The sequence below is a fragment of the Micromonospora sp. B11E3 genome (assembly GCF_039871625.1).
Classification (GTDB): Bacteria; Actinomycetota; Actinomycetes; order Mycobacteriales; family Micromonosporaceae; genus Micromonospora.
The window spans coordinates 1-1,723 of sequence record NZ_JBDPMC010000194.1; the positions used below are offsets into that span (position 1 = coordinate 1).

The 1,723-nt window shown below is 66.9% G+C and carries 1 protein-coding gene; it reads right to left on the reverse strand.

The window, feature by feature from the left end; genetic code table 11:
- Positions 1–87: 87 nt before the first annotated feature.
- Positions 88–1,723: group II intron reverse transcriptase/maturase (gene ltrA, locus ABGB16_RS33610; protein ID WP_347672080.1), on the reverse strand; the 1,636-nt coding region annotated here is incomplete at its 5' end.

A 1,723-nucleotide genomic window follows, 5' to 3' on the forward strand; every position in this document is an offset into this window, starting at 1 on the left:
GTGGTTTCGGCCTGTCGGGTAGCTCCGGCGCATTGCTGCGCCGGAGCCCCCTCAGAACCGGACGGGCGGGCTTTCCCCGCATCCGGCTCAAGCAAGCCCTGAAGGGCCGTCGGCAGGTGCAGGTGTGGGTGCTGGACTGCTGGGTGCGGCGGTGTGCCGCGGTCGGCAGTGTGCGTGCAGGAGACGGGGTTGAAGCTCATCCGGCGTGCCTTGCCCGTGTTGGACGACGATGTGCTGCTTGACGGTCGCCCGGTGGACGACACGAGCCCATTGCTCCCATTCCTGGGGGCTTTGCGGTTCGTGTTCGGCGTGCAGGAGGTAGTCCCGGCAGAGCGGACAGCGGCCGCCCTGTGCCCTGAGCAGGCGTAGGGCGGAGCGGTCCATCGGCGGGGGTGGCCCCCGGCGTCGCCGTGTGGCCCAGTATTCGGTGAGGGCCGGGTCGTCGGGAGACGATGTGCCCGCCACCAGTTGGTGCCGGATGATCTTCGTCCAGGCGAACTTGCGGAGGTAGGCGCCGCTATCGCGGTCGCCGAACACCCACTTGGCCTGCCTGGCGGGGTTGAACTGGCCGAAGTGGCGGTTGACGATCCACCGTTTCGGTTTGTTCGGGTGGCTGTGCTTGGCCCACTTGTAGGTGAGCTTCCACATGTAGTTGTCCAGCGCGTTGAAGACCTGGCTGGACACCACCGTCCGGTAGTAGGCCGACCATCCCCGCGCGATCGGGTTGATCTTGCGGATGACGGCCTGCGCGTTGGCTCCTCGCAGGGCGAGCATTTCCGCGCGTAGCCGTTGCCGGATCCGTCTCACGGCCGCCTTGCTCGGCTTGATCAGTAGCTTGCCGTCGTAGCGGCGGACGTTGAACCCGAGGAAGTCGAAGCCGTGTTCCTCGACGTGGACGATGCGTGTCTTGTCCTCGTTGAAGGCCAGACCCCTGGGCGTCAGCCAGGCGGCGAGCCGCGTCTTGACCTGCTCGGCCTGGTCACGGGAGTGACACAGGACGACGAGGTCGTCGGCGTATTTGATCAATGCCGGGGAGTCCTTCGCCAGCACGGTTTCTGTGCCGAGTTTGCGGTATCGGACCCCGGCGGCCTGCTCCATCCCGTGCAGCGCCACGTTCAGCAGCAACGGACTGACGACGCCCCCTTGCGGGGTGCCCTCGTCCGTTGGGGCGTACCGGCCCTGGTCGACCACGCCGGCCTTCAGCCAGTCCCGGATCATGCCCCGGGCGGGGAACGATCCGATCATGGCGAGCAGGTGCTGGTGATCGATTCGGTCGAACGCCGCTGCCAGGTCCGCGTCCAGCACCCACTGCCGGTGCGGGTTGCGCCCGTTGACCGTCAGGTAGATCGCCGCGATCGCGTCCTGGCAGCCACGGCCGGGCCGGAAACCGTAGGTCCTCGGCTCGAACTGTGCCTCCCACTCTGGTTCCAGCGCGTTGACGACCCGCGCCTGCAGGGCGCGGTCGACGATCACCGGAATGCCCAGTGGGCGCTGCTTCCCGTTGGCCTTCGGGATGAACACTCGTTTGACCGGCCAGGCCCGCCAAGCCGTCGACTCCCGCTCAATCCACAGCGCAAGCGATGTCTTGTCGGTGTCGGTCAGGGCCACCTGACCGTCGATCCCGGCCGTCATCCGACCAGCGTTGACCTCCGTCACCCGCCGCACGCTGACCAGCGTGTTACTGCGGGAACGGAGCATCAATTTCTGCAAGTTACGGACCTTA